The organism is Streptomyces sp. H27-H5, from assembly GCF_026627505.1.
GTDB lineage: Bacteria > Actinomycetota > Actinomycetes > Streptomycetales > Streptomycetaceae > Streptomyces.
The window spans coordinates 1-4,804 of record NZ_JAPNLK010000210.1 but is presented as its reverse complement, the minus strand read 5'-3'; the positions used below and the strand labels follow the sequence as shown (position 1 = coordinate 4,804).

The 4,804-nt window shown below is 66.9% G+C and carries 4 protein-coding genes; 2 read left to right on the top strand and 2 right to left on the bottom strand.

Annotated features, from left to right (window positions below; translation table 11 throughout):
* Nucleotides 1-291: 291 nt before the first annotated feature.
* Complete coding sequence (locus tag OTB19_RS41560) at nucleotides 292-1,275, top strand: hypothetical protein (RefSeq protein WP_267804057.1); 984 nt, start codon at nucleotides 292-294, stop codon at nucleotides 1,273-1,275.
* A 249-nt stretch (nucleotides 1,276-1,524) separates the two neighbouring features.
* Here the strand turns inward: OTB19_RS41560 and OTB19_RS41555 are convergent, their stop codons facing one another.
* Complete coding sequence (locus OTB19_RS41555; protein ID WP_267804058.1) at nucleotides 1,525-2,562, bottom strand: alpha/beta hydrolase family protein; 1,038 nt, start codon at nucleotides 2,560-2,562, stop codon at nucleotides 1,525-1,527.
* Nucleotides 2,563-2,705: 143 nt separating this feature from the next.
* Nucleotides 2,706-3,974 carry a hypothetical protein gene (locus OTB19_RS41550; RefSeq protein WP_267804056.1) on the bottom strand — a complete coding sequence of 423 codons (1,269 nt, stop codon included), beginning with the start codon at nucleotides 3,972-3,974 and terminating at the stop codon, nucleotides 2,706-2,708.
* A 194-nt stretch (nucleotides 3,975-4,168) separates the two neighbouring features.
* Between OTB19_RS41550 and OTB19_RS41545 the strand changes: the two genes are divergently transcribed.
* Nucleotides 4,169-4,714 carry a hypothetical protein gene (locus tag OTB19_RS41545; protein ID WP_267804055.1) on the top strand — a complete coding sequence of 182 codons (546 nt, stop codon included), beginning with the start codon at nucleotides 4,169-4,171 and terminating at the stop codon, nucleotides 4,712-4,714.
* The last annotated feature ends 90 nt before the right edge of the window (nucleotides 4,715-4,804 follow it).

Below are 4,804 nucleotides of genomic sequence, written 5' to 3'. Positions count from 1 at the left end.
CACCACCTCCGACCTGGACGATCTCCTGGCCAGGCTCGACCAGCACACCGCCGATCACCCAGAAGAATCCTCCGCCGCCAAGGCCGCGTGATCAACCCCCGAAGGACTTACGACGCAGACCACTTAGACAAACATCGCCGACACGCCGCCCCCACAAGTGCGTGGTTGATTCCGCCTGGATGGCCCCGTACCGCCGGGACGGACGCTCTTATCTTTCACTTAGAAAGTCCCCCTAGCGTCTCGTCCATGATGATGCAACGTGATGCAGTCGGATCTGTTGTCCTCACGACCGTGGCCTTGACGGCCACCGTCTGGCCGGCCGCCGCGGCGCCCGCCCCCGACAAGGCCGCCGTCTCGGTGTCCCACGGCAAGGTGACGGACAATCTGTACATGTCGCTCGGCGCATTCGAGGATGCCGTGTCCGGCGAGGACCCGAAGGTCAAGGCCATGATTGACCGTACGGACATCGGCGGCGTGCAGGTGGTGGCGCCCTGGAAGGCCCTTGAGGGGAACAAGGGGGAGTACAAGTGGTCGCGGCTGGACAATGCCCTGAAGTATCTCCAGGAACGCCACAAGAAACTGTTCGTCCAGGTTCAGGACCGGTTCTTCGACGTAGCCATGAAGGACGCCAACGTTCCCCAATATGTGAAGGACGAGGGCGGGGTCGCGCCGACGGTCGATGAGAACCCTGACAACCCCACCACCCATGGGGCCGTGGCCGCGCAGTGGAACAAAGAGGTGCGATCAGACTTCCAGGCGATGCTGAAAGCGATGGCGGAGAAATTCGACGGCGAGCTCGCCGGCGTGAACCTTCCGGAGACCGCGGTCGAGGTGGACACCAAGAACGATCAGACCAAGTACACCTCGAAGTCCTACATCGATGCCGAGATCGACAACATGCGCTACGGCAAGAAGGTCTTCACCAAGACGCAGTTCATCCAGTACATCAACTTCCTGCCGGATGACGACGACCACAAGCGCATGAAGGAGATGTTCGACCTCGCCAAGGACAAGAAGATCGGCATCGGAGGACCGGACACCCTGCCGGACCGGAAGTACCAGATGGAGAACTCCTACAAGTTCCTCCACGCGTACAAGGATGCCCTGCCCCTCGTCGCGATGGCCGTCCAGGAACCCGACATCAACGCCAAGGACCCCAAGACCGGCAAGCCGTACACCCGCGAACGGTTCACGGACTTCGCCCACGACTACCTCGGTGCGCGCCACATGTTCTGGACCACCGAAGCGGACTGGCTGCAGAAGCCCCCGGCATGACACGTGCGCGAGTGCGACCCCTCAGACGCGTGTGAGTGACCGATCGCTCCCGGCGGGGCGCCGGCGCAGCCTCGCGATGTGATCACCACATGACCTACGGGAACCGCACGACGGAGTCGTGAACGCCCTCAGGACAACCCCGGGGCCGTTGGTAGCGATACGGCCTGGGGGATCGGCACAGCGGTTGTCGATGAGAACGATCACGACCATCTCGGAGGCGACCTCGGCTTCAACTCACGTGCCGCCCTCTCAGCCGGTGGCCTGGGTGGCCGGTGCCTGGATGGCCGGTGCCAGGGTGGTGTCGAGCCAGTCGAAGGCGATCTGGTGGAAGCGGGACATGGCTCCCATGTGGCAGTGCTCGCCGGCGCCTTCGGCTTCGGGGAGGGTGATCAGGGTGTGCGGGCAGGTCAGAGCGGCCTGGACGCGCTGGGGCTGGCCGTGGAAGAACTGGTCGTTCTCGGCGTCCAGGATCAGGGTGGGGCAGTCGATGAGCTGGGCAACGCCGTCGAGGGTGTAGTCGGCGGTGCGACGGATGTAGTCCGCGACCGAGGTGGCACCGAACGCCCACACTCCGTTGCGCAGGGCCCAGCGGAGCTGGGTGTTGCCCTCCATGAGCAGGCTCGCGACGGGGTTGGCGAGGTCGTCGCGTCCGGTCTCGACCCACTCCCGCAAGAACGGCGGCATGACCTGGGTGTGGGCGTCGTAGTAGTTGTAGAGGCCGTTGTCCATGATCAGCGCGGCCAGGCGGTGCTCGTGGGCGGCGGCGCGGGCGGTGAGGTAACCACCGAGGCTGTAGCCGAGCAGGACGAGCCGGTCGGGGTCGATCTCGGCCCGGGTCAGCGCGTAGTCGACCACGGGGGTGACCACGGCCTCCCAGTCCGGGCGGAAGACCAGTGCCTGCTCGCGCAGTGCCGCGCCCTGGCCGGGTCCGTCGTAAGCCAGCACGTTGTAGCCGCGGCGCAGCGCGGCGGCGACGGCGAAGTAGGCCTCCTCCAGGGTCGAGTCGAAGCCGCTGGTGAAGATGACGGTGGGGCGGGGGGCGCCGGATTCGTCGACGAGGAAGAGGTAGCCGGGCAGGCTGGTGTCCTCGTAGGGGATGGTCACGGCCTCGACGGGGGTGTCCATCAGGGCCGCCGCGGCCGCGAAGGTCTCGCGGGAGAGGGTGGACAGGTGCTTGACCTCGGGGTCGTTGGCGGGGTCGTCGCGGCGGTAGAACTCGGCGGTGCGGTAGTAGTTCGACGCGCGCAGCAGGGCCTCGCGGGCGCTGACTCGGTGCCCTGCCGCCAGCGCGCGGCTGCCGATGTCAGGGACGTTCGGCCGCGGGCACCGGTCCCCGGGGCTGGGCTCGGGGGTAGAGACGCGGAGGGCCCCGCACGGAACCGGGAGGCACGGGGTTCACGTGCGGGGCCGCGCTCACGGGGTGGGGGCCGTCAGACTCCGGTCAGGGTGTATGTACCCGTGCCGTCCTGCCTGCCGCTGGAGTACTGGCGGATGAGTTCCCCATCCGCGTACCGGTCGTGGCCCATCATGGAGCCGGTGTACTTGTTCTGCAGACCGATCTTCGAGCTGCCGGGTACGTCGCGGTAGATGTAGAACCGCTGGAGGTCGTCTTCCCCGCAGGTGGCCGTTGTCAGGTAGGCCTGCTCCTGGTTGGCGATGTTCGCCGGGATGGTCGCGCATCCGCCGTTGCCCCAGTTCCACAGGGACGCCTCGATGACGCCGTTGCGCTCGGTCACGTTGCACAGGCGCCAGTTGTCCAGGTGGGCACTGGTCCAATTGGATTGGCGCAGGCGAGTGCCGTCGTTGGCCAGGAGCGGTGCACTCCAGTTCAGGGGCTTGCCGGGGACGTCGATCTTGTAGACGCCGGGTTGGCAGTCCAGGGCGGCGCGCGGGGCGGGCTTGGCGGCCTGGGGGGCCTTCATGTTCTGGGTGGCCTTGGCGGTTGTTGCGGCGCTGTCGGTGTCGTGCTTGGCCTGGTCGGCCTTGGCCGCGGGGACGGGATCTGCCGGGTGCTTCGCGGTGGCGGCGGGGGAGCCGCAGTCCAACAGGCCCTGGGCCTTGGCCATGATGCTGTTGGCGGGGACCTTGTCCTCGCAGCGCACCGCGCCTTCTTCGAGGGCGGTGTAGGTGGTGTAGCTGCCGCTGTCGGGGCCCTCGGTCCACTTCAGTGCCCAACTGCCGTCGCCCTGTTGGATGCGGTTGCAGTTGAGGCTGCCGTAGGTGCCGGTGACCTTCTTGGTGCCCTTGTAGAGGCCGTAGTAGCCGGGCTCGAAGAAGTTCCAGGAGACGGAGTTCGACTCGCTGCTGGTGGAGGAGTAGTTGACCTGCACGTTCAGGCCCAGGCTCGCGCCGACGCTGCCGAGGGCCTCGACGGCGAAGCTTCCCTGCACGGTGCCGTTGAGGCCGACAGATACCGAGATGGTGGTCTGGGTGCTGGTGGTGACGGTATGGCTGCCGGTGGAGCCCTGGGTGACGTACCAGCCCTTGAAGTGGGTGATCGTCGGGGTGACTTCGGTCGTCTTGATGACCGGGTGGCGTGTGCCGAGATCGGCTGCGCCGCAGGTCTGGCCGGGCTGGACCGTCCGCCCGGCGGCGGCCGGGGTGGCGGCGGCCGGGGTGGTGGCCAGGCCCACGGCGGCCGTCGCGGCGGCTATGAGCGCTCCGAGCCCTCTGCCCAGGCGGGTTTTTGTGCGGCGCATCGTTGCTTTCCCCCTGTGTGCGATCTGTGAGGTGAGTGTGAGTGAAACTAGCGCCGCCGGGGGCGGCAGGTCTGTACCACAACTGGCCAAACACGATCACGAACTGTCGCGTTCTCGGTTGGCATGAACGGGAGTTGACCGGTTCCATGCCTTCGGTGTGCCCGCAACGGGGCCGCCGGAGGAAGGGACCACCTGTGAAACACGTCAGACACGGCCTGGCCGCGATAGCCTCGCTCGCCCTCACCGCAGCCCTGTGCGGCGTGGGCGCCCAGCCGGCCGCCGCCCAACCGCCCACGAGCCGCACAGTCCCCCAGGGCCACGGCGACTGTACGGAAACCGGGCCCGACCTCCGGCGCGAGGGCATGGCCTGGACCTGCATCAAGACAGGACCGGCCACCGCCTCCGCCCTCGCCGCCGTGCCCGCCGCAGCCCCCCGGGTGGCCCGTGCCAACCCGGGGGCGGACCTCTGCCTCAAGGACGACCCGAATAAGCCCTTCGACCCCATCCCCTCGACCCGCAAGGCGTACTGCACGCGGTACCTGGCCGAGTACGTGACCCTTGGCACGGACAACAAGGTGAACGGCCAGGCCCATGTCCTGGTCTTCGCCGCAGCGGCCATGAACTCCCTGCCCCAAGCACAGTGGATGGAGGACATCAGGATCCATGTCACCGACATGACGCCCAATATCGCCGCTGTGACGATTGAGGGGCCCCGAAGTTCCCGGACAGGGACCCAATAGGGTTGTCCTGTAAGGGATCGAGGGAAGAAGCAAGTGACACGTTCGCGTTCGTACTCGCCGGAGTTCCGTGAAGAAGCGGTCCAGATGGCA

What these genes read in the sequence shown, in the direction of transcription:
- OTB19_RS41550 (WP_267804056.1), bottom strand. Translation starts at nt 3,974, where the DNA reads ATGCGCCGCACAAAAACCCGCCTGGGCAGAGGGCTCGGAGCGCTCATA.